Raw genomic sequence first — 25,931 nt, forward strand, 5'->3', positions numbered from 1 at the left:
CTCGACGGCCGCCTCCGCCGGTGTAAAGACCTATTCCGCGGGGGGCGGTAGGGGGAGCACGCATGCTCAGCGCCGTGATGGAGGACTACATCAAGGCGGTGTACACCATCGGGAACGAGACCGGCGAGCGGGTCTCCACCTCGGCGCTGGCCGACTACCTCGACGTGACCCCGCCGACCGTGTCCAGCATGGTGAAGAAGCTGGAGGAGCGCGGCCTGGTGGACCGCGAGGAGTACAAGGGCGTCACGCTCACCGAGGAGGGCGAGGTCGTCGCGCTCGAGATACTCCGCCACCATCGCCTCCTGGAGTCGTTCCTCACGGAGGCGCTCGACTACGACTGGGCGGACGTCCACGACGAGGCCGACCGCCTCGAACACCACGTCTCGGACGAACTCACGGACCGCATCGCGGAGGCGCTCGGCCACCCGCTCGCGGACCCGCACGGCGACCCCATCCCGACGCGGGAGCTCGAACTCCCCGACGCGGGCGAGACGGCGCGGCTCTCCGCCGCCGAGCGAGGGGAGCGCCTCGTCGTCCGGCGCATCCGCCACCAGGGGGACGAGGAGCTCCGGTATCTCGCGGAGGCGGGCGTCGAGCCGAACGAGGCGCTCGAAGTGGTTGACGTGGCCCCCTTCGGGATGGTGACGGTCCGGACCGCCGCGGGCGAGCAGTCGCTCCCGGAGGAGATAGCCCGGCTCATCGAGACGGTGCCCGCCGAGGAGGAGGCGGAGCCGGCGGCCTAACCCCGGACCCACCAGACCGCGGCGAGCCCGGCGATGACGACCAAGCCGCCGAGGAAGAAGGCGACGGCGGGGTCCGTGAGACTCAACCCGACCAGCGCCGGGTCGGTCGTTCGCGCGACGCCGTCGGCCGCCTGTGCGGCCGACTCGCCGGTGTCCGCCGACATCGTGAACACCTCCGCGCCGCCCTGTGCCGTGTCGCGGAGGAACAGCGCCAGCCCGATGGTGAGCGTCCCCAAGAGGAGGTACAGCGAGAGGACGCGCCCGAGCAGGCGCTCGAACCGCGAGCGGTCGTGGTCGGTCCCGGCGAACAACACGAGCGCCTCGTTGCAGGGTGCGTACACCGTCATCTCGTTGCCCTTCTCCGAGTAGCCCGTGCCCGCCGGCTCGATGAGGTCCGCGCCCTCCAGCCGGTCGAGGTGGTAGTGGACGTTCTGGAGCGAGGTGCCGACGACGCCCCGTATCTCCGGGGGCGTGCGCGGCTGCTCGTATATCGCCTTCAGAATCCCCCGGGCGGTCTCCGAGCCGAGCGCGTCGAACGCGCGCTCGGCGTCCGACCCCTGGATGTCGAGCACCCGCGGCTCGTCCGGGTCGGGGTCGGCGAACACGCGAGAACCCAACAGTCCCATCGGCCCCCAGTAGTCCGTACCGGGGGAAGCGCGTTTCGGTCGGTCAAACGCGCCTTTGAACGCTTCCCGCGGCGAGCGGGCCGGGGAGGCCCGACCCGGAACACCCACGCCGTGGGCGGTGCTCGCCCCGTGGGCGGTGTTCGCGCCGGCATGGATATGTGTGCGCCCGGCATCAGGTGGGCATGCAACACAGTCGGGCGTCGGGGGCGGTCGCGGTCCTCGTGTCGGTGCTGCTCGTGACCGGGGCGCTCGCCGTCCTGCCGTTCGGGACAGGTGTGGTCGGTGCCGCGAGCGTCGAGGTCACCGAGTGTACGGTGATCGACCGGTCGGGAACGTACGTGCTGACCGGGGACATCGACGGGACGACGTCTCCGGCGGTCGCGTGTATCCGAATCCAGAGCAGTAACGTCACCCTCGATGGACAGGGCTACACCGTCACGAACACCGGCCGGGGAGTCGAGGTGCAGGCCGAGGACAGTGACACCGTTCGGTTGGAGAACGTCGTGCTCCGTAACCTGACCGTCGACGCCGGAACCTACGGCGTCGTCTCGTACAGGGCCGGGACCGTCGTCGACGGCGTCGACGTTCTGGGCCGGGGTGGCTGGGGAGTGGTGCTGCAGTTCGGCGACCTCACCGTCTCGAACTCGTCCATCGTCTTCGAGGACGTTCCCGAACCGGACCCCTTCACCCTCTCCACTCGGGGAGTGTACGTGTTCAGCGGGAACCTGACGCTCGCGGACAGCACGGTCTCTATCACCTGTGCGTCCGGCCTGTCCTGTGGGTCCGGCGTTCAGCTCTCGCCCAGCCCCACGGTGGAATCGAGCGTGCTCGTCTCGGGAAGCGCTATCTCGGCGGGAACAGGTCTCTACGCGACCACCGGCGAGTGGCCCCTCGTGGTGATCGAAGGGAGTCGGATAGACGCACAGCAGTACGGTGTCTGGGCCCGGTTCGGCACTTCCGCCGACCTCGTCGTTCGCGACAACGACATCACGACGGGCCGGTACGGCGTGTGGCTCGAGGGCGACGGCCACGTCGTCACCGACAACCGGATCACCGGTCCGGCCGAGGTCGGCATCGCCCTGCTCGGCAACGGGACACTCGCCGAGCGGAACGTCGTCACCGGGAGCACCGGCGTCGGTATCGGGGTCGTCGGCGAGGCCGGCCTGCTCCGGGACAACGCCGTGAACGAGACGTCCGGCGTCGGGTTCCTGGTTCTCGGGACGGACGTCAGCGTGGTTCGGGCCACGGTGAACCCGACCCTCTCGTTCGTCGGCGACGACGTCAGCCTCTCGGCCGCGGAGGCCCCCGCGGACGGGACGGACGGGCTGGTCGGTCTCGGCGGGTACGCCACCGTGGCGCTCGGACAGGCGACGCCGCTCGCGCTCGGACTGAACTACACCGACGAGGACGCCCTCGGGTTGGACGAGTCCTCGCTCGCGCTGTACCGCTACGACGAGGCCGCCGGGGCGTGGGTGCCGCTCGCCGACGGCGCGGTCGACCCGGCGGGGAACGTCGTGTCGGGGACGCTCGCCGAGACGGCCATTGTCGCCGCGTTCGGCGCACCCGCCACGGATACCGTCGAGGTCGATATCGCGGTCAAGCCCGGTGCCGACCCCGCGCCGGTGAACCCGAAGGCCCGCGGCGTGGTGCCGGTCGCGGTGTTGCACACGGACGAGTTCGACCCGGCGACCGTGAACGTCTCGTCGCTCCGGTTCGGGGACGCCGAGGACGTCGCCGCCGGCCTCGGGGCGACCGCGGTCCACGGCGGCCACGCGGCGGACGTCGACGGCGACGGCGACCTCGACCTCGTGGTCCACTTCGACGCCCGCGCGGCGGGGTTCGACGGCGACGAGACCGTCGCCGTCCTCGTCGGCGCGACGGCGGACGGGACGGCGCTGACCGGCGAGGACGAGGTAGTGGTCGTCGGCCGACCGGCGTAGCGGGACCCGGCGCCGCGTGTGCCCCGGTTCCGCCGCTCTCCGGTTCTGTAGGACGGTGTCGCGAGACACGGCGAACGCTCTCCGAGCGAAAGGTATCGCCCCAGACACTAACGACCGGCGTCATCCCGTGGCGGCGTGCCGCGTCGGCCGGATAACCCTCGTGTAGGGCGAGTCCCGATGGGCCGGGACCAGGTCCTGTCGCACGCCCGGGTTCTCCGCCGCCTCATCGCGCGCTGGTGCGGCCTCGGGGCGGGGACTAAAGGCGTGCATCCGGTCTTCGCGGGGGCCGTGGTTACCCTTTTCGCCGTGGCGTCCGTACTTCGGACATGGACGAGCGCCCGGTCGTGTTGTTCGACGGCGTCTGTAACCTCTGTGCGTGGTCCGTCCGCTTCATCGTCGCACACGACGACGGCGCGCTCCGGTTCGCGCCGCTCCAGTCCGACGTGGCCTCGGAACTGCTCGCGGAGCACGGCCTCGACGCGGACTACTTCGACTCGCTCGTCTACATCGACGGATCGGGCGCGTACACGAAGAGCGACGGCGCGGTCCGTATCGCGCGCCACCTCGACGCGCCGTACCGGTGGGCGTGGCACGCGCGCCATGTGCCCCGAACCGTGCGCGACGCGGCGTACGACCTGCTCGCGCGGGTACGCTACCGGATATGGGGGAAGAAGGACGCCTGTCTCGTGCCGACCGACGAACTGCGCGAGCGCTTCCTCGCTCAGACCGCGTAGTCGTCCTCGCGTATCTGCGCGTAGCGGCCGTTCCGGTAGCCGAACTTCGCTCGCGTGTACCGGTAGAACAGCTTCGCGCCGTTGAGCCCTTGTCCCAGCGCGTCCCGGTTGTCGTAGAAGCCGTCCTCGGGGAGGATGGCGTCCACGACGGAGAACAGCCGGTCCCAGTCGTCCGGGCCGTAGTCGCCCACCACGTCCGCCATGGCGACGTTGCGCCGCACCTCGTCGCCGATGGCGCGGTGCCACTCGCTGTTGTACGCGCGGAGGTTCCCCTGTGCGGCGAGCTTGCCCGCGAGTTTGCCCGTTCGGACGGCGACGTGGTCGCCGCCCTCGTGGAACGCGCTCGTCGCGCCCATCGCCCCGCCGACGACCGCGACGTTCGCCGCGGTGGGCGACTCGATGGGCCGCGTCGAGGAGATGGGGTACGTCTCGGTGCCGTTGGCCTTCCCGCGGTCGGTCTGCAGCGGGAAGTCCTCCAGGTCGTAGTCGGGGTACGCGTGCTCGATGAGCCGCTCGATGTACGTCTTCCCCTGCGGGATACGCTCGTCCTCGGGCCGGAGAAGGGCGTACTTCTCGCGGTCGGCGACCGCGTCGAGGTCCATGCCGATGGGCATCGTGAGGCCGACGCGGGCCACCTGCCCGTCGTTCGGGAACACCCACGGGTAGGCGGTGTGCCCGGGCATGTACCCCCACCAGAACTTCAGCCGGTCGTGTTCGAGCAGGTCGTCGGGGAACTCCCGGTACTCCTGATAGGCGATGTGGTTCGCGCGCGTCGAGGCCATGTTCTCGAACTCGCCGCCCGGCAGCAGCGGGTCGAGCACCTGCCCCGTAATCGTGCGCTGGGGGCCGTCCGCGAGTATCAGGTAGCGCGTCTCGAACTCCGTGCCGTCCTTGAGGACGACGGTGTGGGACGGCTCGCCGGTCAGTTCGGAGTGGACCTCGCGGACCCCGGTGCCGACGCGGTACTCCGCGCCGGCCGTCTCGGCGCGCTCGCGGAGCCAGTCGTCGAACCGCGCCCGGTGCATCGTGAACCCGAAGTTCGGGTAGTCGGAGTCCATTCCCGTGTCGTTGAGGCGGACCCGCGTGTTCGGGCCGACGAAGTCCGTCCCCGACAGCTCCCGGTGTTTGACGTGGTCGGGGATCGGCTCGTCGAGGTCCATTATCTCGACCCAGTAGTCGAGGATGCCCGCGGCGTCCGTCGAGTCCGGGCCGAGTCCCTCGCGGTCGGCGCGGGGAACGCCCTTCTCCACGACGACCGCGTCCGCGCCCGCCGTCGCGGCCGCGTGGCCGGCGGCGGAGCCGGCCGGGCCGCCGCCGACGATGACGACGTCGTAGTCCATACCGTCGAAGCGTGTGGCCTCGGCTTAAAACGCTTGACACGCGCGTCCCGACAGGGGCGCGAGAGCAAGCGGGAGGGAGCATCGCGACCGACACGCGAGACGGGTGGCGCGAGCGACCGGAGGGGGCGAGGGGCACCGAACACGCGAGCGGCGAACGGAGCGAGCCGTGAGCGCGCGGAAGACAGAGACGCGAGGGCGAGCCCGCGGGAGGGACGAACGCCCGAGCGACGAGGGAGACTTATGCCGGCCCCGGCCGCCCCTCCGGCGGGATGGTCCCCGACCCGCGCCGTCGGCCGGTCGTCGCCGTCGCGGCCGTCGCGCTCGCCGTGGAGGCGTTCACCGCCCTGCGGCTGTACGCGCGTCTCGGCCCCGGCGAGCGCCCGGTGTTGTTCGACTCGGTCATCTTCGAGTACCACGGCTGGTGGCTCGCGCGCGGCCGCCGCCTCTACGTCGACCTCTGGGAGGTGAAGCCGCCGGTCGCGTTCGAGGTGACGACGGCGCTCGCGCTGGTCGCGCCCGACCCGGTGACGTACCACGCGCTCGCCGTCGCGGTCACCGTCGGCGCGACCGTCGCGACCTGCGTGCTCGCGGCGGCGTTCGTTCTGGACCGGACCGGCGACGGCCTCGCCGCGCTCGCCGCGGGCGTCGGTCCGCTCGCGGTGGCCGGGTTCGTGACGCGGGGGCTGGTCGGGTTCAAGGCCAAGCCGCTGGTCGCGGCACTCGTGCTCGCCGCGCTCGTCGCCGACGGGCGCGACAGCCCCCTGCTCGCTGGCGTCGCGGGCGGCCTCGCCGCGGGGACGTGGCAGTTGGCCGCGGCGGTGCCGGCCGTCCTCGTCGCGACGGCGCTCGCCCGCGGCGACCGCTCGGCGGCGGGGCGAGTCCTCGCCGGGACAGGCCTCGTCGCGTCGGTCGCGGTTGCCCCGGTCGTCGCGTGGGGGACCGTGCCGGCGATGGTCGCCGAGACGGTGCTCGTCCCCCTGCTCTCGACGGGCGGCAACGGGACGCCCGCGGGGAGAATCGCCCGCGCGCTCGCGGGGATGGGTCCCGCCGTGCCCGTCGTCGCGCTCGGCGTCGCGGGCTACGCGTTCGCCGCCCGCGACCGGGCGCGGGAGTGGCTCCCGGCCGCCCTTCTGACGGCGTGGTTCGGCGGCCTGCTCCTGCTCGACTACGACGCGTCGCCGGACCTGTTCGTGGTCGTTCCGGCCGCCGCGCTCGGGGTCGGTTACGCCGTCGCCGCGCGCCCCCGGATTCGGGGACGGGCGCTCCGGCGGCCGCTCGTCGCGGGCGTGCTCGTACTCGCCGCCCTCTCGGTCGGGACGCTCGGCGCGATGCCGGGGGCGGTGGAGCCGCGGGCGACCGTCGAGCCGTACGACTCGTCCGCGAGCCTCGACCCGGCGCTGCCGTACAACCGGACGGAGGCGCAGTACGTCTTCTGGAACGAGGTGCCGCCCCCGTCGTGCCGGCTGTTCGGGGCCGTCACGCAGCGGGAGGTCGTCCGGGCGGCCGAACTCGTCCCGCCGGACGAGCCGTGGCGCGCCGCACCCTGTGGCCGGTTCGGGCCGCTGGCCGAGGCCGTCGCCGAGAAGTACAGTTAACTCCGGGCGGGCGGACTCCCGGACATGACCGACGACGTGCGCGTCGAGCGCGACGGAGCCGTGGGTCGCATCGTCCTCGACCGGCCGGACGCCAACAACGCGATGGACGCCGACACGGCCGAGGGGCTGCGCGCGGCCGCCGCCGAGTTGGCCGACGACGACGCCTGCCGGTGTCTGGTCCTCACGGGCGTCGGCCCGCTGTTCAACACGGGCGCGGACCTGACCACCCTCGACGGGAACGCGAGCGACGGGACGCGGCTGAAGTCGCTGGCCGCGACGCTCCACGAGTTCGTCCGCCTGCTCGCCACCGCGCCCAAGCCGGTCGTCTGCGGCGTCAACGGCGTCGCCGCGGGCGGGGGCATCGGCCCGGCGCTCGCGGGCGACGTCGTGCTCATGGCCGCGTCGGCGCGCTTCCAGTTCGCGTACCCGGCTATCGGCCTCTCCGCCGACGGCGGCTCGACGTACTTCCTGCCGCGCCTGGTGGGGCTGCGCGAGGCCCAGCGCATCGCGATGCGGAACGAGCCGGTGGGCGCGGCGGAGGCCGCGGAACTTGGGCTCGTCACCGAGACGGTGCCCGACGACGAGTTCGGCGAGGCGCTCGCGGCGGAGGCCGAACGGCTCGCGGACGGCCCGACGCGGGCGTACGCCGAGACGCGCGACCTGCTCCGGACCTCCTTCGAACACGGGCTTGGCGAACAGCTCTCGCGGGAGGCGGACGCCATCTCCGGGCTGGCCGACACCGAGGACTTCGCCGAGGGGTACGGCGCGTTCTTCGGCGACGACGACCCGGCGTTCGTCGGCGAGTAGCGCGACCGGCGGGACTTTTGAGGGGCGCCGGCGACCCCCAGGTATGAAGCTACTCGTCCTCCGCGAGGGCATCCACGGGACGAACGCCGCCGACTACGCCGAGCGCCTGCGCGAGCGCCTGCCGGACCACGAGGTGGTGCTTGCGCGGACGCCCGAGGCCGAGGAACGCGAGATAGCCGACGCGCGCGTCGTCACGGGTGCGTCGATAGACGCCGACCTGCTCGGCCACGAGACGCGGCTCCGCCTGTTCGCGGGCGAGTACGCCGGCCACGGTCACCTCCCGCTCGACGCCTTCGAGGAGCGGGGCGTCGGCCTCACGAACGCCGCGGGCGTCCACGCGCCCAACATCGCGGAGTACGTCGTCGGGGCGCTGCTCTCGCACGTCAGGGGCTTTCTCGACGCCGCGCGCAGGCAGGAGCGCCGCGAGTGGCGACCGATGCCGGTGGGCGAACTCGCCGGCTCGACCGTCACGATAGTCGGCCTCGGCAACATCGGCGGCGCGGTGGCCGAGAAGCTCCGCGCCTTCGACGTCGAGACCGTCGGCATCCGCGCCTCGCCGGAGAAGGGCGGCCCCGCGGACACCGTCCGGGGACCCGATGACCTCCACGACGCGCTTTCGCGCTCGGACGCCGTCGTCCTCGCGTGCCCGCTCACGGACGCGACCCGTGGTCTGCTGGGGAGCGCGGAGTTCACCACGATGCCGACGGACGCCGTCCTCGTCAACGTCGCGCGCGGCCCGGTCGTGGACACCGACGCGCTCGTGACCGCGCTGCGTCGGAACGTCATCGGCGGCGCGACGCTGGACGTGACCGACCCGGAGCCGCTCCCCGAGGACCACCCGCTGTGGAACTTCGGGAACGTCCAGCTGACGCCGCACAACGCCGGCGCGACGCCGCGCTACTACGACCGCCTCGCCGACCTCGTGGCCGGCAACGTCCGGCTCGCGGCCGAGGAGGGGTGGGACGCGGCGTTCGAGAACCTCGTGCTTCCGGTCGGACGGGAATGAGACGGGTTCAGAGCGGCTCGATGAGTTCGACGACGTGGCCGTCCGGGTCCTCGATGAACGCGGTGCGCGCGCCGGCCGCGGGCTGGTCGCCCGGCTCCTTCACCACGCCGTAGTGGTCGACGGACTCGAACGTCTTGTCCACGCTCTCGACGCCGATGGCGATGTGGTCCCACGCGGTCCCCTGTTCGAACGACTCCTCCCCCTCGGTGTCGGCGAGCTGTATCTCGACGCCCTCGTCGTCGGCGACGTAGCGGTGGCGGGTGTCGCCGTCCTCGAAGCCCCACGACTCCTCGAAGCCGAACTGCTCGTAGAACTCGATTGACGCCTCCGCGTCGGCGACGTTCAGACAGGTGTGGAGTATCTCCATACCGGGGGCGCGGGCGCGGAGGGCATGAAGCCGGCGACCCCGGCCAACGCCGCCACGCGCAAGTGAACGCGGCCCGAACCGGGGGTATGCCGACCGACTGGCGGGCCGTGCTCGCGGGGGCGGGAGCCGCGCTGGCGTACCTCGCGCTGCTCGCGCTCGCGCCGGGGTTCGACGCCGTCCGGCTGGCGGGCGTGCCGCTCGTCCTCGCCACCGGGCTGGTCGCGGGCGCGGCGGCGGGCCTCGCCGCCGACCGCGGCCCCGGGCCGGGCGCGTGGCACGGGCTGCTCGCCGGGTCGCTCGGGGGCGCGGCGTTCGCCGTCACCCTCGTGTACGTCTTCTCCGCCAACGAGCCGTACGGGGTCTTCCACGGGCTGAACTACGTCGTGGCGACCTCGGCCGCCGACTTCCCGGTCGTCGCGACCCACGGGCGCGCGGTCGTGGCCGGCATCGCGGGCACGGGCTGGACGCTCATCGCCGCGCTCGGTATCTACGCCGGCCACGCCGCCCCGCGACGCGAGGGCGGCTCGCTCATCGAGGAGTGACTACAGCGGGACGACCCTGAGTCCCCACTGGAGCAACACGGGCACGAGGGTGGCGGCGGCGAGTTCGCCCGCGGTGGTCACGTCGGCCGGGTACTCGCGGGCCGTGCGCACCTGCTGGAGTTCGATGTACTTCTGCTGGAGCGTCGGGATGTCCTCGCGGTTCGGCGTGAGGTACGGGACGCCCTTCCGTTCGCCGTCGGGGTCGAGTTCGCGTATCTCCGCGTCGATGGCGCGTATCAGCCGGGCCTTCTCGCGGGCCATGTGGCGGTGCAGGAGGAACGTCGGGGCGAGATACAGGAGCAGGCCCGCGAGCCACAGCGCCGCGAAGACGACGGTGTCCGCGCCCGACACGTCGCTCGCCGTCCCGACGATGTTCGGCGCGACGAGGAACGCGGACCACGCCGTGAGGCCGACGTAGTACACCGCGGTGGCGGCGAGCAGGAGCCGCCCCGTGCCGTAGAGCCCGGCGAACCCCGTCACGTCGGAGAAGTCGAGCGTCAGCCGGGTGTTGTAGAGCCGCCACGGGAGGACCACGAGGCTCGCGACCACCAGCGCGACCACGTCCGCGACGGCGAGGTAGTAGAGCGGCGAGACGGTGAGGTACTTCGCGGCGACGACGAGCGTGCCGTGGGCGGCGACGAAGTCGGCCACCTCGGCGGGCGAGAGCGCCAGCTGGACGTACCAGACGAGCGTGATGCCGAGCCACACGGCGAGCCGCGAGCGGCCGGCGGGCACCGACCGGAGGTCCGCGGCCGACAGTTCGTCGCCCGGGAGCCCGCGTATCGCCCCGTCGTACCGACGCCGCAGGAACCGGGCGAGCAGGACGGCGACGACGAGGGCGACCGGCAGGACGAGCTGGAAGGGGCTCTCGAACCGCTCGCGCCCGACGAGGACGTAGCTTATCGCCGACAGCAGGCCGCTGTCGTACACCCACACCGCGACGACGAACAGGTAGGGCGCGAGCCTCGGGCGACCGAGCGCCGCGGCCAGCCGGTCGAAGCCGAACAGCGACCCGGCCCGCTCGACGAGCAGGCGGTGTTCCCCCGACGCCATGCTGTCGCCGACTGTGTGCCCGGGGGAGAAATCCGTTTCCCCGGTCTACACCCAGCCCTCCTCGACGAGGAGCTCCCCGTTGAGGACGGAGGCGCCGGCCGCGCCGCGGATGGTGTTGTGCGCGAGGCAGTTGTACTGGATACCGTCGCTCGTGGCGCGGAAGCCGCCCGCCGAGACGGCCATCCCGTTGCCGAGGTTGCGGTCCAGCCGCGGCTGCGGGCGGTCCGGCTCCTCGAACACGTGGATGAACTCCTCGGGCGAGGACGGGAGCGGCGCCGACGGGTAGGCGGCCATCGCGGCCGCGGCCTCGTCGGGCGTCACCGTCTCGCGCGTCTCGGCCCATACGTTCTCCAGGTGGCCGTCGAGCGTCGGGATGCGGTTACACGAGGCGGCGACGTCCATCCCGTGGAGTTCGATCTCCGCGCCGTCGAACGAGCCGAGCAGTTTCCGCGACTCCGACTCCATCTTCCGCTCCTCGCCGCCGATGTGCGGCACGGCGTTGTCGATGATCTCCATCGAAGTGACGCCGGAGTAGCCCGCACCCGAGACGGCCTGCAGGGTGGCGACGGTGACGGATTCGAGGCCGAACTCGTCGAGCGCGGCGAGCGTCGGCGTCATCGTGATGGTCGAGCAGTTGGGGTTCTTCAGCAGTGCGCCGTCCCAGCCGCGCTCGTCGCGCTGGACCTCCAGCACGTCGACGTGGTCGGGGTTCACCTCCGGGATGACGAGCGGCACGTCCGGGTCCATCCGCGCGTTCGAGGAGTTCGAGGAGACGACGTAGCCGGCCTCGGCGAGCGTCGGCTCGACCTCCGCGCCGACGGAGGAGGGGAGTGAGGAGAACAGCAGGGGAACGTCGTCCGGTATCGCCGCGGGGGCCGTCTCGACGACCTCGATGTCGGCCACGTTCGCGGGGATGGGGGAGTCGGCGCGCCACTTGGCGGCCTGCCTGTACGGTTTGCCGGCCGAGTCGGGGGAGGCCGTGAGCGCCGCTATCTCGAAGTCGGGGTGGGGGTCGAGCAGCTGGATGAGCCGCTGTCCGACGGCGCCCGTCGCGCCGAGGATGCCGATGCGTACCATTGCCCGGAGTCCGGCGGCCCGACGCAAAACGGTGTCGTCGGGGGAAGGCGTTGCCTTCGGGAGCGGGCCCGTTCGGCGGCCCTCGCGTCGCCCGGGCCGCCTAGTCGTCCCCTGTCGCCGCGTCCACGTCGTCCGTGTCGGCGCCGCGCTCGGGCGTCGGGCCGCCGCCGCGCACGTCGGCGTCGCGCCACGTGCCCTGTTTGAACCACACGAACGCGAGCGCCGCGCCGACGACGTTCGAGACGACGAAGCCCCACCAGATGCCGACGGGGCCCATCGCGGCGAGGAGGTTCGGGAGCGTGAACGAGACGCCGGCGACGGTGTACGTCCCGCCGACGCCCTGCGAGAGCGCCCACGCGACCGGGAGGCGGACGAAGCCGAGGAAGGTGATGGCGACGGCGGCGGCCACCATCGTCTTGCCCGCGCCGCGGAACGCGCCCGTGTACGAGCGCATGATGCCGATGAAGCCGAACGTGAGCGAGACGTAGCGGAGGAACTCCGCGCCCGGCCCGATGACGGCGGTGTCGTCCGTGAACACCGCGACGATGGGCTCGGGGAACAGGAAGATGACGACGCCCGCCAGCCCGAGGACGACGAACATCACGCGGGCGGCGAAGTCGGCGGCCGCCTCCGCGCGGTCGGGCTGGTCGGCCCCGATGTTCTGGCCGGCCATCGTCTCCACGCCGCGCGCGACGGCGATGGCGGGGAGGAAGATGACGGAGAAGACGCGGATACCGATGCCGTAGCCGGCGACGACGCTCGTGGAGAACGTGCCGACGACGATGAGCAACAGGTTGACCGAGAGCGAGCGCCCGGTCCCCTCGATGGAGGCCGGGACGCCGATGCTGAGCATCCGGCGGGCGTAGTCCGCGTCGGGCACCATGTCCGAGAGGCGGATGCGGACGCCGCGCGTGCCGGAGAACATGATGCCGAGGCCGACGGCCGTCGCCAGCCCGCGCGAGAAGACGGTGGCGTAGGCCGCGCCCTCGATGCCGAGTCGCGGGAACTGGAGCGGGCCGAGCGCCCAGCCGTTGATGAGGAACGGGTCGAGCGCGACGTTCAGAACCACGGTCCCGAGCATCACGAGCATCGGGGTTATCGTGTCGCCGTAGCCGCGCATCAGGGAGATGAAGATGAAGAACCCGAACATGAACGGCAGCCCCAGCGTGATGACGCGCATGTACTCGGTGGCGGCCTGCAACACCTCCGGGGACGCACCGAAGATGAGCAGGAGGTCGTCCACGACGAAGTAGCCGACGAGGCCGAGTATCCCCGAGGCGACGACGGCGAAGACGACGGTCTGGGAGGCGGCGTACTCCGCCTGTCGCTCGTCGCCCGCGCCGGTGTTCTGCGCGACGAGGACGCTGCCCGCGACGGAGACGCCCATCCCGAGCGAGATGAGCAGGAACACCATCGGGAACGCGAAGGAGATGGCCGCGAGCGCGTTCGTGGAGTACTGCCCGAGCCAGAAGGTGTCGGCGAGGTTGTAGGCGGTCTGGAGGAGGTTCGTGATGACGATGGGGAGCGCGAGGTAGAACAGCGGCTTCCCGATACCCCCCTCCGTGAGTTCGAGTTGGTCCTGCCCCTTGAACATCAGACCGGCACCTCCGGCTCCGAGCGGCGGTCGAGCGTCCGGTCGAGGTACGCCTCGACCAGCCGGCGCGCCTCGGCGGGCGACTCGTCGAGCGCCACCTCGCGGACGTGGCTCCCGTTGATGGCCGTGACGACGAACCGGGCCACGTCGTCGGGGTCGACCTCGGCGTAGCGGCCCGCCTCGATGCCGTCACGGACGGCCGCGGCGACCGTCTCCCGCATCCGGGCGTCGAGGGCGACCAGCCGGTCGCGGAACGGCTCGGAGAAGGGTGCGCGCGCCTTGATCTCGAGCAGGGCGACGGCGAAGTCGCCGTCGTCGTCCGCCTCGGCCGGCCCGAAGACCGCCTCGACGAACGTGTCCAGCCGCTCGTCGGGGTCCGCGGCCTCGCAGGCCAGCCGCGACTCGAAGTCGTCCAGCAGGTAGTCGAGGAACGCCCGGAGGAGTTCCTCCTTCGTGTCGTAGTGGTAGTGCAGCGACGCCTTCGAGCGGTCCGTCTCGTCGGCGATGCGCTGCATCGTCAGGTCGGCGAAGCCGTGCGCACACAGCGCCCGGTAGGTCGCCGACATGATGTCCTCGGTCGTCTCGCTCATTCCGTGTCGTAGTTGACTGACCGGTCAGTCAAGTAGCTTCCGGGTTCGCGCTGCTCGGCGGAAAGCGAGAACGGAGAAGACCGGATTACGCGGCGGGGGCGCGCTGCTTGCGGGTGATGTACCCCGCGATGCGGTTGCGGACGCCCTTCGACTCGACGTTCGTGAGCTCGGCGACGACCTCCTTGTTGTGCTCGAAGTCGGTGCTGAACGCCTCCTCGTAGCGCTCCAGCAGCGCCGTGGCGAGCTTCTTGATGTAGGCCGGTTTGATAGCCATCTTGGCGGATAGGAGTCGTCGCCCGCCTAAAAAGCGTTCGACTCTCACCCGTCGCGACGCCACGAGACGAGCGCCTCGAACCGCTCGAACGCGGCCCGCTCGCGTGCGCCCCCGGCCGATTCGACCACCGACGCGAAGAAGCGGATGCGCTCGCGCAGGGCCCCGTCGTCGTACCCCGGCACGCCGAGTCGCGAGGCCGCGACGGTCGCCTCCACGACGGCCGCGTGTCCCCGCGAGACGACGGGGACGGACTCTGAGACCACGGCCGACTCGAGGGGCTGAAGCGTCCAGTCCGTCCACTCGGTGTCGCCCTCGGTTCCCGACGCGCGCTCGGTCGCCTCGACCTCGGCCCACGCCGCCGCCGAGTCGAGCACCGGGTCTGCCTCCTCCCGCGTCGAACACGCCGCCTCGACGAAGTCCACGGGGTCGCGCGTGAACTGCACGTACCCGCCGCCCCGTTCGGCGAAGTTGCGCCACGTCCGGGTCCGCCCCCACGTCCGGGCCGTCACCGGGTCGTCGGGGGCGCCATCGACCGAAACGCCGCCCTCGGGGGCGTGGAGGCCGAGCGCCGCGACGTTCCACCGCTCGTTCGGGCCGAGCGTCGTCACCACCGACTCCGCGACCCCGTCCCACGCGGCGGGCCACTCCCCGGTCACACCGCCAACCCCCGTTCGAGCGCGACGTACAGCGCCGCGCAGGTGATGTCCGCCGTCGTCCCCGGATTGATACCCCGCTCGACGAACTCCCCCGCGAGCGTCTCGGGGTCCTCCTCGCCGTCGAGACAGGCCCGTGCCCGCTCGCGAGCCTCGCGGGCGGCCTCGGGACCCGACGTGGTCCGGACGAAGCCGTCCTCGCGCTCCGCGAGCAGGCGGAGAAAGGCCCGGGCCCCGCGGTCGGGCGCGGGGCCGTCGTCGTCGAGGATCCGCTCCGCCTCGCGGAACGTCCGCGGGAACCCCTCGCGCCACTCGCGGGCGTTGCCGTCGCCCTCGGAGCGGGCCATGACATCGGCGAGGGTCAGCCCCCGCGCCTCCAGTTCGGGGACGGCGTCGGCGCCCCGGCGCACGTCGAGCGCGTTCGTTCCTTCGGGAGGGTCGGCGACGGCCACGTCCACGTGCTCGAACGCGCGGTAGAAGCCCGCGGCGTCGGCCGTCGTCGTGGCGTCGCAGACCGCACGGACGCCCTCCTCCGAGAGGTCGCCCGCGGCCGCCGCGCGCACGAGCGGCACGAGCAGGAGCAGACAGCCGAACTGCGTGTTGCCGCCCCGCTGGTCGCTCATTCCGGCGACGGCCGCCTCGAACGCCTCGCCGACCGGCGCGCCCGATTCCGCGGCGCGAAGCCCCGCGGCCGACCCGACCGCGCCCGCGAGGAAGTGTTCGAACCTGAGGTCCTCGTGGTCGCGCGCGCGGTCCACGTTGCCCGGCTTGGGCGTGCCCGCGACTTCGAGCAGGAGCGCGAGTTCCGCGTTCTCCGCGTGGGTCCTCACGCCTCGACACCCCCCTCCGCGCGCAGCGCCGCGGCTACCCGCGCTAGGACGCGGAGGTCGTCGGAGGGGCGGCCGACGCTCACCGCGTCCGCGCCGTAGTCGAGGTACTCGCTCACGGAGGCGCGGTCCCGGACGCCGTTGTTGGCGACGAGGAAGAGGTCGCAGGCGTCGCGCACGTCGGCGACGACGGCCTCCGAGTCCATCGCGTCGAGGTGGAGACAGTCCGCGCCCGCGTCCTCCAGTCGGCCGGCGAGCGCCGGGAGGTCCACGCCGGTGACCTCGGCGCGCACCTTCACACTCACGTCGGCGTGGTCGCTCGCCGCGCGGACGTACTCGCACAGGCGGTCGCCGTCGCGCAGGAGGGTCTCGCCCGCGCCGGCGTCGCACATCTCCGCTTGTCGGCAGTGGGCGTTCACCTCCAGTATCGCGCCGCGCTCGCTGGCGACGCGGGCGGCCCGGGCCAGGGGTTCGACGGCCGTCGTCCGGACGTTGACGCCCGCCCGGAGGTCGGCGTCGGCGAGCGCGTCGAGCTGGGCCGCGACGAACGCGACCGGGTCGTCGGGGAGGAACTCGGTGCGGTCGCGGGCGACGAGCGCGCGGGCCGCCTCGCGCGTCGGGCCGTCGAGCGAGACGCCGCCGAGGACGGCACAGCCCGCGTACTCGCTCCCGGCGCGTGCCCACGCCGCGTCGGCCTCGCCCGACAGCGACGCGAGCGCGAGGCGGGGCGCGAACATCACGCCACCTCCCCGAGCGCGCGCTCGACGGCGCGGGCGACCCGGGCGCTGTCCTCGGGCGTGTCGAGCGTCGTGTCCGTGCGCACGACCGGCCGGTGGAGGTCCGTGGGGTCCTCGTCGTCCAGCACGAACGCGTCCGCGAAGCCGTAGGCGTCGGCGACCCCCCGAGTGGAGGGGTCGCGACCCGTCGCGGCCATCAGTTTTCCGGCCGGACCGGAGAACACCTCGTCCCCGACGAACGGGGAGACGGCGACGACGGGCGTGTCATCGAGCGCCCCCCGAAAGGCGTCCATCGCGAGCATCGGGCCGAGCGAGGTGACCGGGTTCGAGGGGCCGACGACCACCGGGTCCGCGAGCGCGTCGAGCACCTCGGGGGTGGGGTCGGCCGTATCCGCGCCGCGGAACTCCACGCGCTCGACCGCCGGCTCGCCGCCGTGTGCGACCCACCACGCCTGGAAGTGCTGGGGGCCGTCGGGCGTGTGGACGATGGTGGCGACGGGGTCGTCGCTCATCGGGAGGACCGGGCGCTCGACGCCGAGCGCCTCGCGGAGGGTGACGGTCGCCTCCGTAAGGGTGTGCCCCTCGTCGATGAGGCCCGTGCGCGTGAGGTGGACCGCGCGGTCGCGGTCCCCGATGAGCATGAACTCCGCAACGCCGGAGAAGCGCCGCCAGCGCGCGATATCGCGGCCCGCCGTCTGGGCGTCGTCGGGGAGGTACCGGGGGCCGTCGGCGAGCCCGGCACGCTCCGCGAACTCCCCGAGCGCGCCGTGGGTCGCCGTCGAGTCGTCGGCGATGCCCCACCACGTCCCGGTGTCGAGTTCGCCCGCGTCGGCGAACAGCTGGGTGTCGAGGTCCGGGCAGACGAGGTGGCCCGCTATCTCGACGTCGTCGCCCGTGTTCGCCACGACGGGCGTCTCGGCGGGCGGGAACGTCTCCGCGGCCCCGTGGAGGAGCTTCGGCGTCCCCGTTCCGCCCGCGAGGAAGGTGACCATACTCGCTTCTACGCGCCCCCCGGTTTGTGGGTTTCGTCGCCGGCGCTCAGAACGGGAAGCCGACGAACAGGAACGCGACCGCGCCGAGGCCGGCACAGACGGCGAAGCTGACGGCGAACGCGCCCGTGTCCCACTTCCGGACGGTCGCGCCGTCGAGCGGGCCGAAGGGAATCATGTTGAAGCCGGCGAGGAAGCCGTTGATGGTGACGCCGAGTTGGCCGACGGAGCCGGCGAGACCGCCGAACAGCAGCAGGGGCGCGAACGCGAACGCGAGCGCGACGTTGACGGCGGGGCCGGCCAGCGCGATGAGGCCGTGCTCGCGCGGCGTGAGGTAGCCGCGGTGGTGGACCGCGCCGGGGGCGGCGAAGATGAAGCCCGCCAGCCCGCCGAGGACGGCCAGCCCGAGCATCCCGTAGTCGGCGCGGAAGGCGGCGACCTGGCCGTAGTGGACCGCGACGACCTTGTGTGCGAGCTCGTGACAGAGGAAGCCGACCCCGACGGTGGCGACGGAGGCGCCGAACACCGTCGCGAGGAAGACGGGCGGGACGGTCGTCGGGTCGGGCAGCAGCGCGCGCCCGGAGAGCCGTATCATGAAGAAGGCGAACGCGAGCGACAGCAGGAGCCACGCGGCGGCGATGTCGCGCACCTCCTCGGGAGCGAAGGTGAGGTTCACAGCAGCCCCGCGATGATGTCGATGCTGTTGCTCGCGCCCTGCACCATGAGCCGGAGCACGTCGTTGAGGGTGTACCCCTCGAACACCTCCGGCAGCAGGACGCTGGCGAAGAACCACGAGCCGATGAACGAGCCGACGTTGGTGAGCGCGACGACGGCGATGAGCCGGAACAGCGGCACCTCCCGCAGGTCGGCGAGCAGGTCGCGGACGGGCCGCTCCTCGTCGCCGATGATATCGTTGAGCGTGCCGATGTCGGCGACGTTGACGTTCAGGTAGCGGAGCTCGACGTAGCCGGCGAACCAGCCGGGCGCGAGCAAGGGATTGACGGAGGTGAGCCACGCGACGGCGCCGCCGACGCCCGCCGACGACCAGTGCGCGCCGGCGAGCTTCGCGAGGCCGGCCGAGAAGACCGCGTTGACGATGAACCACGTGCCGAACAGCCGGAGCAGGAGGTCGCTGGATGCGCCCTCGACTCCGGTGACGGTCGCCATGACGAGCAGGCCGAAGAAGGCGAAGAAGCCGAGCGTGAACAGATAGCCGAACGCCTTGTACACGGAGAAGCCCGACGACTGCGTGCCGACGAGCGACTCCATCGGGGGGAGCGTCTCCGGCGCGTCGAGGTAGCGTTCGATGCCCTCGCGGTGGCCGGCACCGACGACGGCGACGACCCGCTGGCCGGACTCCCGGAGCGCGACCAGCCGGTGGGCGATGAAGGCGTCGCGCTCGTCGATGAGCGCCTCCGCGCCGCCGGGGGAGAACTGCCGGAACTCCTCCATCATCGCCGTTACCACGTCGGCCTCGGTGAGGTCGGACATGTCGAGCTCCTCGTACTCCTCGTCCGGGGCGGTGAGCGCGAACAGCAGGTACAGCGGCGGCGCGAGGAGGGCGGCGCCGACGGCGGCCACGGCGAGGAAGTCGATGAGGCCGAGCAGGAGCCCGAAGGCGCTCTCCGCGAGCCCGGCGGCGACCCCCGGAAGACCGAGCGCCGGCAGGGAGACGGCCGGGACGAGCACGGGACCGAGGAAGGCGACGACCGGGACCGCGAGGAACGCGGCGATGGCCCCGCCGAGCCCGACGGCGACCGCCCCCGGTTCCCCCGCGCCGAGCGCGAGCGAGCCGACCAGCTTCAGCTTCTCGACGGCCGACAGCCGCGCCCAGAACCGCTGGACCGTCGTCTGGATGTCGCGGTCGACGAGCGCCACGTCGATGCCGAGCTCCTCCGCCGTCTCGATGCCGGCGAGCATGTCGGCGCCCGGCGTGATGTCGAACTGGTCGCCGAGGCGCGCCTGCACGTACGAGAGCATCCAGTAGGCGAGGAACTGGAAGACGGTGTTGCCGCGAAGCAGGTCCGCCGCGTCGAGGTCGTCGGGCGTCTCGCCCTTCAGCTGCCGGTAGCGTCCCTCGTCGAGTTCGACGGCGACCACGTCCGGCCGCTCGGCCGCGATGACCCCCTCGACCTCGGCGACGCTGTCGGCGGAGACGTGGGCCGTGCCGACCACCCGGACCTCGCCGGCCGGCGACGACGCCTGTTCGCTCATTACCCCCACGTTCGCCGCCGGGCGTTTGTAGCTGTCGGGCCGCGTCGCCGCCCCCGCGTTTGATTGCCGGGGCGGGCGTCTCTCGGGGCGTGACCGAGGACTCCGACGACCCGTCGGTGCTGGTGGTCGACGACGAGCCGCGGGTCGCGGAGGGGTACGCGACGTGGCTCGCGGACGACTACGAGGTCCGGGTCGCGACCGACGGCGACGAGGCGCTGGCCGAGGTCGCGGGCGCGGGCGTCGTCGTCCTGGACCGGCGGATGCCCGGCCGCTCCGGCGACGAGGTGTTGCGCGCGCTGCGCGAGCGCGACGCCGACTGTCGCGTGGCGATGGCGACCGCCGTCGACCCCGAGCGCGGCGACGCGGCGCTCCCCTTCGACGCGTACCTGACGAAGCCGGTCGAGCGCGACGAACTCAGGGCGACGGTCGAGCGGCTGGCCGCGCTCTCGACGTACGCGGACCGCTTCTACGAGCTGACCTCGCTCCGCGTGCGCCGGAACGTCCTCGAAGTGGAGACGAACGGCGCGGACGAGGAGGTGGCCGAACTGAACGACCGCATCGACGAACTGGAGTCCCGGCTCGCGGCGATAGAGCGCGCCGCGGACATCGAGGGGCGGCCGTCGGTGTGACCCCCTACTTTCAAACGGTGCTCCGGCGTACTTCTGTAGTAACATGAGCGACCGGACGTGCAGACGGGGTGGACCGCCGTGAGCGACGGGGAGCGTGTCGTTCTCGTCGTGGACGACGAGGAGAGCGTCGCCGAGGGGTACGGTCTCTGGCTCTCGGACGGCTACGAGGTCCGCGTCGCCACCGGCGGCGCGGAGGCGCTCGACCTGCTCGACGACGACGTGGACGCCGTGCTCCTCGACCGGCGGATGCCCGGGCTCTCCGGCGACGAGGTGCTCGCCGAGATAGCCGAGCGCGAGGCCGACCCGCGCGTCGCGATGGTGACCGCCGTCGACCCGGACTTCGACATCATCGACATGCCGTTCGACACCTACCTCACGAAGCCGGTCGAGCGCGAGCAGCTGCTCGACACGGTGGACCAACTGCTCGCGCTCGCCGACCACGACGACACGGTCCGCGAGCGGTTCCGCGTCGCGGAGAAGAAGGCGCGGCTCGAACAGCGGAAGGCGCCGGGCGAGCTCGCCGACAGCGACGCCTACGCGGCCCTGGAGTCGCGGCTTGCCGAGCTGGAGAGCGAGACCGAGGAGACCGTCGGCGAGATGGACCACGACACCTTCGCGAAGACCGTCCGCAACCTCTGAACGAGGTACCTTTTGAGAAGTCCTCCCCGCCGGGCTCAGGCCGAGCGGAGCGACAGCGACAGCGCCTCGTCGTCGAACGCGACGCTGCCGCCGCGCCCCTCCGCGACCCACTTCACGATCCACAGCGCGAGGCCGTCGCTGTGGGCGAGCTGTGACGGCTCCGTCTCCCCGGTGATGACCGCGCGCACCTGTTCGGGAACCGCCTCGCCGTCGTCGACGAAGCGTACGTCGACGCGCCGGCGCTCCGGGTCGCGGTCGTGGGCGACCCGGATGCGGTCGGCGCCGCGGTCCGCGGCGTCCTCCATGACGTTCGAGACGGCGTGTCGCAGCCGGCTGTCCGCCTGGACGGGGAGCGTCTCCGGGAGGGCTATCTCGACGGCGACGCCGTGTTCGCGCCCGACCTCGTTCGTCACCTCGCGGACGAGCTTCGCCACGTCCGTGGTTCCGGCGCCGGGCGCCGCCTCCAGTTCGGTCTCGACGATGCGGGCCTTCTCGTCGAGCGCCGCCACGTCGAGCGCGGCCTCGTGGATGGTCTCCGCCGACTCGACGAGGTCCGGGTCGTCGACCTGCGCGGCGATGGTCTCTGCGTGTGCGGAGATGGCGTTCATCTCGTTGCGGAGCGTGTGTCGGAGCACGCGGGTGAGGACCCGCTGGTAGCGCTGACGACGCTGCTCCTCCGAGACGTCGGAGTAGACGGCGAGGACGCGCTCGCCGCCGAAGATGGGGATGGCGCTCATCTCGAAGGTGCGCGGGCCGGTGGCCGTCTCGCGCTCGACGGTCCGCCGGACGAGTTCGCCCTCGCGGAGCCGACGTATCTCGTCGGAGATGTCGGTGTCGTCGGGGGTGACGTAGTCGGCGATGGGCTTGCCGACGACCGTGGGCGCGTCGTAGCCGAACGCGTCCTCGAAGGCCACGTTCACCTCGACCACGTCGTAGGTGCCGTCGTCCCAGACGACCTCGACCGCGGCGGCCGGGATGTTCTCGAACAGGCTCCGGAAGCGGTCGCTCACCCCGTTACCGTCGTCACCGTCGCCGCCGCGCCGCTCCGTGGACATACCGTTCGGACAGAAGCGGCCTATATAAAAATCGAGGGCGCGACCGCAACGGCCTTTCCGTGGCGGGGTGTGGGTCGGCCATGTCCTCGGCACGGCTCAGCGACTCGTACACCGAGATGACGGAACTGCTCCTCCCGAACGACACGAACAACCTCGGGCGCGCGCTCGGGGGCGCGGTGCTCCACTGGATGGACATCTGTGCCGCCATCGCGGCGATGCGCTTCTCCGGCAAGCAGTGTGTCACCGCCTCGGTGGACCACGTCGACTTCCTCGCGCCTATCGACCTCGGGGAGGTGGCCGTCATCGAGGGGTACGTGTTCAACGTCGGCCGCACCAGTATCGACGTGCGCGTCGAGGTGCGCGCGGAGGACCCCAAGGCCGGCGAGTCGCGCGCGACGACCACCTCGTTTCTCACTTTCGTCGCGCTGGACGGGGACGGACGGCCGACCGAGGTGCCCGAGGTCGCCTGCGAGACGGCGAACGAGGAGGCGCTGCGCGAGCGCGCGCTGGAGGAGCGCCGCGCGCAGCTAGAGGAGTACGCCGACCGGCTATAGCAGGTCCGCGCGGCCGCCGATGCGGTCGGTCGAGACCCGGTAGGCGGCACACCGGTTCGCCAGTTCGACCGCGGGGTCGAGGTCCCATCCGCCGGACAGCGCCGCGGTCAGGCCGCCGACGAAGCAGTCGCCGCCGCCCGTGCGCGCGGTGCGCTCCACGTCCGGCGCGGGGACCTCCCGGGTTCCGTCGGCGTCCGCGACGACCGAGGCCGGGTGGGCGTGGACGACGACGGCCGCGACGCCGAGCGCGTCGCGGAGCGGTTCCGCCGGTGCCTCGGCGGCGACCCCGAGCGCGGCGGCGAACGCCTCCGTCTCGTCGGCGTTCGGGGTGACGACGACCTCCCGGCCCGCCGCGAGGTCGCGGAGGGTGGCCCCGAGCCGGCGCGCGCGGTCGGGGTCGATACCCGTTATCGGGCCGGGGTCGAAGACGACGGGGGCGTCGCCGGGGCCGAACCCGCGCAGCACGTCGCCGATGCCCGGGACCGACACCGCGTTGCTGACACAGATAGCGTCCGCCGGCGTGTCGTACGTGCCCGCGTCGCGGAGGCGGGCGGCGTCGCAGTCGGCGAGGGCCGACGAGTCGGTCGCGAGCATCAGGTCCTCGCCTTCGAAGGTGCAGACGGTAACCGCGGCCGGGTCGCCGAGCGACTCGACGCGGAAGGGGAACTCGAACAGCGGGTCGTCGCAGTGGCCGAACAGGGTCGTCGCCGCGCCGAGGCGGTCGGCCTGCCGCGCGGCCGTGACCGACTGGCCGCCGGGCGCGCGCCGCCGGGGGACGAACCGGAACGACCGCTCGCCGGCGGCGACGCGCCGGCCGAAGGCCGCCCGCGACTCCACGCGTCCGTTCACGTCGTGGACGTGGACGAAGGTATCGACGCTGCCGTCCGGGCAGGCAACGACGCGGCCGAAGTCGGGGCGGGTCACCGGACAACGAGGACCGGACACGGCGCGCGGCGGACGACGCCCTCGGCGACGGAGCCGAGGAGGATGCGCGAGGCGCCGGAGCGGCCGTGGCTCCCCATCACGACGTAGTCGGCGCCGTGCTCCTCGGCGAACCGGACGACGGTGCGTGCCGGCGGCCCGGTCTCGACGTGCGAGTGTATCTCCCCGGCGAAGTCGCGCTCCGCGGCCGTCTCGCGGGCCGCCTCGAACGACGCCTCCGCGTCCTCGCGGACCGACCGCTCCCACGAGTCGAGGTAGCCGGCCGTCCCCCCCTCGATGGGGACGCCGTAGCTGGCCTCGGCGAAGTCGATGACGCGGAGCAGGTGAACGTCGGCGTCGGGGTAGTCCGCGAGCGCCCGCTCGAACGCGCGCTCGGCCATCGGCGAATCGTCGTACGGAACGAGGACGGTCGTCATGTCACCCACGAGGACGGCCCCGAACCTAAAGACACCCGCCGGTTTATGCCCCGCGAGCGCCTTCCGGGGGTATGAGCCTCGACGTCGACCCGCCGTCCCCGCCGCGCCTCGCCGTCGGCCGGGACGCCGGCGAGTACGACGACACGGACCCCGGGAGCGACGACTACCGGCGCGAGGAGCTACAGGACCTGCTGGACGCGGGCGCGTGGGAGGAGGCGTTCGGCGAGTGGGCCGCGACCACCGACATGGACGAGGACGACTGGGCCGTCGTCGCCGACCTCGGGATGACGGAGGGGTTCGACTTCTTCTGGGACGACTTCGCGGACCGCGTCGGCTACCACGCGCCGGGCATCCCGGAGGACTGGAAGGAGCGCGACCTCCACCCCGAACTCGACTCGTGGACGACGGTCTCGACCGTCAACGCCGGGCTGACGGAGCTCGGGGGAACCGTCTGTGACGTGCTGAAGGAGGAGTACATCGAGTGGGAGTCTGCGTTCGAGGCACCCGAGGACCTCCCCGACTTCTGACGACCGACTACTCGCGGACGACGGTGATGTTGCGCACCGACCCCGCACAGTCCGGGCAGGTGCCCTGGTGGGCCTCGCTCTCGACGCGCGTGCCGCACTCGTAACACTCGTAGGTCGAGACGTCGAGGTCCGCCGGGTTGTGTTGCATGTCACTGAGTCACATTCCGAGCAAGTAAACGCCTTCCCTAATGTGATATTCCGTCGTATTAGCGCCTAGTAGGCGACTAAGGTACTCGCGACGCGGTGGACGTTCGGTCAGTTCCGTCGCGCGCCGAGGGTGAACGTCTCGCGCCGCTCGCTCGTCGGCCCGACGTCGAACCCGGCGTCGGCGAGCATCGACTCGGCCTCGGCCGCGGAGAACCGCTCCCCGAGCGGCGGGCCGTCCGCGCCCGCGCCGGCCCCGGACCAGTCCGCGACGGCGACCCGCGCGCCGGGCGCGAGGACGCGCCGGAGCTCCGCCAGCGCCCCCTCGTCCGCGAACTCGTGGAACGTGAACGTCGAGACGACCCCGTCGAGTTCGCCGTCCGCGAACGGGAGGTCCGCGGCCTCGGCGGTCACGAGGTCGACGTTGTCGGGGACGCCGTTCTCGCGGTAGCGGTCGTGCATCTCGGGCTGGACGTCGACGGCGCGGACGCGACCGACGAACGCCGCGACGCGGTCGGTGTAGAGGCCGGTGCCGCTCCCGATGTCCGCGACCGTCGCGTCCGGCGCGGGCGCGAGAAGCGCGTACAGCTCCTCGGCGGAGCAGTACGCGAAGCGGGCCGGGTCGTCGAGCACGGCCGCCCGGTCGGCGTCGAAGGTGTGAAAGCCCATACCGGGCGGTCGCGGGCGGGGAACTTAGCCGCCCCGGGAGTCACGCGTCCTCGGACGGGGTCGGCTCCCGGGTGTACGAGGCGACGACCCGCCGGGACGCGAGCGTCGCGGTTTCCAGTTCCTCCGCGAGCGCGTCGCGCGAGGCGCCGGGGTCGAGGGCTATCTCCCGACGACAGGCGTACAGCGTGAGCCAGTGGTCGTACGGCTCCCCCGGCGGCGGGCATATCGGGAGGTACCCCACGTCGCCGCGCGCGTTGGTCCCCTGTCGTGCGTCGCCGAGCGACTCGACCGTCGGGGCCGCGGGCACGTCGGCCGGTATCTCGGCCGTGTCCGGCGGGAGGTTCCACATCGTCCACAGCGTCACCTGCGAGGCCACGTCGTCGGGGAAGGTGCAGATGAGCGCCAGCGACTCCGTCGGCGGCGGCACCGCGTCGACCACCACGCGCGGCGAGACGCCCTCGCCGTCGCAGGTGTGGCGCGCCGGTACCGTCCCGTCCGCGAAGGCGGGCACCGAGTACCGCAGGGCCGCGGGCGTGGGCGACCCCTCGGTGTCGGTACACCCGGCGAGTCCCCCGGCGAGGGCGGCCCCGGCGGTCGCAAGCAGGCGTCGTCGTCCGACCATTGGCCGCGTCTACGGGGGCGGCCGGT

The 25,931-nt window shown here is 72.4% G+C and carries 31 protein-coding genes; 11 read left to right on the plus strand and 20 right to left on the minus strand.

What is annotated here, in order from left to right; all coding sequences use genetic code 11:
* The first annotated feature begins 62 nt into the window (after positions 1–62).
* Entirely contained in the window at positions 63–743 is a 681-nt protein-coding gene (locus P2T37_RS01185) for a metal-dependent transcriptional regulator (protein WP_276234908.1), read from the plus strand.
* Here the strand turns inward: P2T37_RS01185 and P2T37_RS01190 are convergent.
* Complete coding sequence (locus P2T37_RS01190; protein WP_276234909.1) at positions 740–1,369, minus strand: ArsR/SmtB family transcription factor; 630 nt, start codon at positions 1,367–1,369, stop codon at positions 740–742. The genes P2T37_RS01185 and P2T37_RS01190 overlap by 4 nt on opposite strands.
* Before the next feature lie 182 nt (positions 1,370–1,551).
* On the opposite strand from P2T37_RS01190, the gene P2T37_RS01195 reads away from it, so the two are divergent.
* Together P2T37_RS01195 and P2T37_RS01200 are read left to right on the plus strand one after the other, a co-directional pair.
* Positions 1,552–3,309, plus strand: a complete 1,758-nt coding sequence (locus P2T37_RS01195) for a right-handed parallel beta-helix repeat-containing protein (protein ID WP_276234910.1) — start codon at positions 1,552–1,554, stop codon at positions 3,307–3,309.
* A 326-nt stretch (positions 3,310–3,635) separates the two neighbouring features.
* Complete coding sequence (locus P2T37_RS01200) at positions 3,636–4,043, plus strand: thiol-disulfide oxidoreductase DCC family protein (RefSeq protein WP_276234911.1); 408 nt, start codon at positions 3,636–3,638, stop codon at positions 4,041–4,043.
* Here the strand turns inward: P2T37_RS01200 and P2T37_RS01205 are convergent.
* Complete coding sequence (locus P2T37_RS01205) at positions 4,031–5,383, minus strand: NAD(P)/FAD-dependent oxidoreductase (RefSeq protein ID WP_276234912.1); 1,353 nt, start codon at positions 5,381–5,383, stop codon at positions 4,031–4,033. The two genes, P2T37_RS01200 and P2T37_RS01205, sit on opposite strands and share 13 nt — an antisense overlap.
* 269 nt (positions 5,384–5,652) lie before the next feature.
* On the opposite strand from P2T37_RS01205, the gene P2T37_RS01210 reads away from it, so the two are divergent.
* From P2T37_RS01210 to P2T37_RS01220, 3 genes are read left to right on the plus strand one after another with little or no spacing between them, the layout of a single operon-like run.
* On the plus strand, positions 5,653–6,978 hold the full coding sequence (locus P2T37_RS01210; protein WP_276234913.1) for a DolP-mannose mannosyltransferase: 1,326 nt from the start codon (positions 5,653–5,655) through the stop codon (positions 6,976–6,978).
* A 24-nt stretch (positions 6,979–7,002) separates the two neighbouring features.
* Positions 7,003–7,785: an enoyl-CoA hydratase/isomerase family protein gene (locus tag P2T37_RS01215; protein ID WP_276234914.1), complete on the plus strand. Its 783-nt coding sequence runs from the start codon at positions 7,003–7,005 to the stop codon at positions 7,783–7,785.
* Between the two features lie 43 nt (positions 7,786–7,828).
* Positions 7,829–8,791: a D-2-hydroxyacid dehydrogenase gene (locus P2T37_RS01220; RefSeq protein ID WP_276234915.1), complete on the plus strand. Its 963-nt coding sequence runs from the start codon at positions 7,829–7,831 to the stop codon at positions 8,789–8,791.
* A gap of 7 nt (positions 8,792–8,798) precedes the next feature.
* On the opposite strand, the gene P2T37_RS01225 is transcribed toward P2T37_RS01220, so the two are convergent.
* A complete protein-coding gene (locus P2T37_RS01225; RefSeq protein ID WP_276234916.1) occupies positions 8,799–9,158 on the minus strand; it encodes a VOC family protein in 360 nt (119 codons plus the stop codon).
* An 86-nt stretch (positions 9,159–9,244) separates the two neighbouring features.
* On the opposite strand from P2T37_RS01225, the gene P2T37_RS01230 reads away from it, so the two are divergent.
* Positions 9,245–9,700, plus strand: coding sequence for a hypothetical protein (locus P2T37_RS01230; protein ID WP_276234917.1), 456 nt, complete (start codon positions 9,245–9,247; stop codon positions 9,698–9,700).
* On the opposite strand, the gene P2T37_RS01235 is transcribed toward P2T37_RS01230, so the two are convergent.
* The 11 genes from P2T37_RS01235 to P2T37_RS01285 form a co-directional block, all read right to left on the minus strand.
* The gene (locus tag P2T37_RS01235; protein WP_276234918.1) at positions 9,701–10,753 is read right to left on the minus strand and encodes a hypothetical protein; all 1,053 of its coding nucleotides are present in this window, start codon (positions 10,751–10,753) and stop codon (positions 9,701–9,703) included.
* A gap of 45 nt (positions 10,754–10,798) precedes the next feature.
* Positions 10,799–11,830, minus strand: coding sequence for an aspartate-semialdehyde dehydrogenase (gene asd / locus P2T37_RS01240; protein ID WP_276234919.1), 1,032 nt, complete (start codon positions 11,828–11,830; stop codon positions 10,799–10,801).
* A 100-nt stretch (positions 11,831–11,930) separates the two neighbouring features.
* Positions 11,931–13,424 carry an MATE family efflux transporter gene (locus P2T37_RS01245; protein WP_276234920.1) on the minus strand — a complete coding sequence of 498 codons (1,494 nt, stop codon included), beginning with the start codon at positions 13,422–13,424 and terminating at the stop codon, positions 11,931–11,933.
* Complete coding sequence (locus P2T37_RS01250; protein ID WP_276234921.1) at positions 13,424–14,014, minus strand: TetR/AcrR family transcriptional regulator; 591 nt, start codon at positions 14,012–14,014, stop codon at positions 13,424–13,426. The genes P2T37_RS01245 and P2T37_RS01250 overlap by 1 nt, the downstream gene beginning before the upstream one ends.
* A gap of 85 nt (positions 14,015–14,099) precedes the next feature.
* The gene (locus P2T37_RS01255; protein WP_276234922.1) at positions 14,100–14,288 is read right to left on the minus strand and encodes a 30S ribosomal protein S17e; all 189 of its coding nucleotides are present in this window, start codon (positions 14,286–14,288) and stop codon (positions 14,100–14,102) included.
* A gap of 44 nt (positions 14,289–14,332) precedes the next feature.
* On the minus strand, positions 14,333–14,944 hold the full coding sequence (locus P2T37_RS01260) for a DUF447 domain-containing protein (RefSeq protein WP_276234923.1): 612 nt from the start codon (positions 14,942–14,944) through the stop codon (positions 14,333–14,335).
* Positions 14,941–15,771, minus strand: a complete 831-nt coding sequence (locus P2T37_RS01265; protein ID WP_276234924.1) for a triphosphoribosyl-dephospho-CoA synthase — start codon at positions 15,769–15,771, stop codon at positions 14,941–14,943. Before P2T37_RS01265 ends, P2T37_RS01260 begins: the two co-directional genes overlap by 4 nt.
* Positions 15,768–16,505: a tRNA-dihydrouridine synthase gene (locus P2T37_RS01270; RefSeq protein ID WP_276234925.1), complete on the minus strand. Its 738-nt coding sequence runs from the start codon at positions 16,503–16,505 to the stop codon at positions 15,768–15,770. Before P2T37_RS01270 ends, P2T37_RS01265 begins: the two co-directional genes overlap by 4 nt.
* On the minus strand, positions 16,505–17,497 hold the full coding sequence (gene cofD / locus P2T37_RS01275; RefSeq protein ID WP_276234926.1) for a 2-phospho-L-lactate transferase: 993 nt from the start codon (positions 17,495–17,497) through the stop codon (positions 16,505–16,507). Before cofD ends, P2T37_RS01270 begins: the two co-directional genes overlap by 1 nt.
* 46 nt (positions 17,498–17,543) lie before the next feature.
* On the minus strand, positions 17,544–18,170 hold the full coding sequence (locus P2T37_RS01280) for a zinc metalloprotease (RefSeq protein ID WP_276234927.1): 627 nt from the start codon (positions 18,168–18,170) through the stop codon (positions 17,544–17,546).
* Positions 18,167–19,708, minus strand: coding sequence for a TraB/GumN family protein (locus P2T37_RS01285; RefSeq protein ID WP_276234928.1), 1,542 nt, complete (start codon positions 19,706–19,708; stop codon positions 18,167–18,169). Before P2T37_RS01285 ends, P2T37_RS01280 begins: the two co-directional genes overlap by 4 nt.
* 89 nt (positions 19,709–19,797) lie before the next feature.
* Between P2T37_RS01285 and P2T37_RS01290 the strand changes: the two genes are divergently transcribed.
* A complete protein-coding gene (locus P2T37_RS01290) occupies positions 19,798–20,337 on the plus strand; it encodes a response regulator transcription factor (RefSeq protein WP_276234929.1) in 540 nt (179 codons plus the stop codon).
* 78 nt (positions 20,338–20,415) lie between these two features.
* Complete coding sequence (locus P2T37_RS01295) at positions 20,416–20,976, plus strand: response regulator (protein WP_276236199.1); 561 nt, start codon at positions 20,416–20,418, stop codon at positions 20,974–20,976.
* Positions 20,977–21,011: 35 nt separating this feature from the next.
* On the opposite strand, the gene P2T37_RS01300 is transcribed toward P2T37_RS01295, so the two are convergent.
* Entirely contained in the window at positions 21,012–22,031 is a 1,020-nt protein-coding gene (locus P2T37_RS01300) for a PAS domain S-box protein (protein WP_276234930.1), read from the minus strand.
* 80 nt (positions 22,032–22,111) lie between these two features.
* Here P2T37_RS01300 and P2T37_RS01305 point away from each other — a divergent pair, with 80 nt between their 5' ends.
* Complete coding sequence (locus tag P2T37_RS01305; RefSeq protein ID WP_276234931.1) at positions 22,112–22,585, plus strand: acyl-CoA thioesterase; 474 nt, start codon at positions 22,112–22,114, stop codon at positions 22,583–22,585.
* On the opposite strand, the gene P2T37_RS01310 is transcribed toward P2T37_RS01305, so the two are convergent.
* Both P2T37_RS01310 and P2T37_RS01315 read right to left on the minus strand, forming a co-directional pair.
* Positions 22,580–23,509, minus strand: coding sequence for a carbohydrate kinase family protein (locus P2T37_RS01310; protein ID WP_276234932.1), 930 nt, complete (start codon positions 23,507–23,509; stop codon positions 22,580–22,582). The genes P2T37_RS01305 and P2T37_RS01310 overlap by 6 nt on opposite strands.
* Positions 23,506–23,943 carry a universal stress protein gene (locus P2T37_RS01315; RefSeq protein WP_276234933.1) on the minus strand — a complete coding sequence of 146 codons (438 nt, stop codon included), beginning with the start codon at positions 23,941–23,943 and terminating at the stop codon, positions 23,506–23,508. Before P2T37_RS01315 ends, P2T37_RS01310 begins: the two co-directional genes overlap by 4 nt.
* 71 nt (positions 23,944–24,014) lie before the next feature.
* Between P2T37_RS01315 and P2T37_RS01320 the strand changes: the two genes are divergently transcribed.
* Positions 24,015–24,470, plus strand: a complete 456-nt coding sequence (locus P2T37_RS01320; RefSeq protein WP_276234934.1) for a DUF7992 family protein — start codon at positions 24,015–24,017, stop codon at positions 24,468–24,470.
* A gap of 7 nt (positions 24,471–24,477) precedes the next feature.
* Here P2T37_RS01320 and P2T37_RS01325 read toward each other — a convergent pair whose 3' ends face one another.
* The 3 genes from P2T37_RS01325 to P2T37_RS01335 all read right to left on the minus strand — a co-directional run bounded on the left by P2T37_RS01325 (position 24,478) and on the right by P2T37_RS01335 (position 25,905).
* A complete protein-coding gene (locus tag P2T37_RS01325; protein WP_276234935.1) occupies positions 24,478–24,618 on the minus strand; it encodes a rubrerythrin-like domain-containing protein in 141 nt (46 codons plus the stop codon).
* Positions 24,619–24,725: 107 nt separating this feature from the next.
* Positions 24,726–25,283, minus strand: a complete 558-nt coding sequence (locus P2T37_RS01330; RefSeq protein WP_276234936.1) for a class I SAM-dependent methyltransferase — start codon at positions 25,281–25,283, stop codon at positions 24,726–24,728.
* A gap of 40 nt (positions 25,284–25,323) precedes the next feature.
* A complete protein-coding gene (locus P2T37_RS01335) occupies positions 25,324–25,905 on the minus strand; it encodes a YbhB/YbcL family Raf kinase inhibitor-like protein (RefSeq protein ID WP_276234937.1) in 582 nt (193 codons plus the stop codon).
* Positions 25,906–25,931 lie beyond the last annotated feature (26 nt).

The organism is Halosegnis marinus (assembly GCF_029338355.1).
GTDB classification, from domain to species: Archaea; Halobacteriota; Halobacteria; order Halobacteriales; family Haloarculaceae; genus Halosegnis; species Halosegnis marinus.